The sequence below is a fragment of the Polaribacter sargassicola genome (genome assembly GCF_021991835.1).
Taxonomy (GTDB): domain Bacteria; phylum Bacteroidota; class Bacteroidia; order Flavobacteriales; family Flavobacteriaceae; genus Polaribacter; species Polaribacter sargassicola.
In genome coordinates this window covers 1-302 of sequence record NZ_JAHDAU010000160.1, presented here as the reverse complement: position 1 = coordinate 302, position 302 = coordinate 1, and the positions used below count along the sequence as shown (strand labels likewise).

The window sequence follows — 302 nt, the reverse complement described above, 5'->3', positions numbered from 1 at the left end:
CGCCGAGCATCTCGAAGCTCGCCGGCAGCTTGCGCTCCCAGCCCTGCTCGTAGTCCCCCAGCAGGGCGCCGTTGGAGTCGAAGTGCCGGGCGCCGTGCTCGTCGTTGCGGAATCGCGAGCCGATGATCAGGCCGGGGCGCCGCGCGCGCAGCTCGGCCTCGAGCGCGTGGGTGAACTCGTGCGAGGAGATCCAGGACGCGTCCCAGGTGCCGTCGAACCAGAGACCGCGCGCGGCGGGGTAGCGGTCCAGCAGCTCGAGCAGCTGGGCGCGCGTGTACTGCAGGAAGTCGTGCCAGCCGGCG

Annotated in this window: 1 pseudogene; it reads right to left on the bottom strand. The window is 72.2% G+C overall.

Going from position 1 to position 302, the window contains the following annotated elements:
- Window positions 1-302 (bottom strand): annotated as a pseudogene (locus tag KI686_RS17600) (alpha-L-fucosidase); the annotation flags it as partial.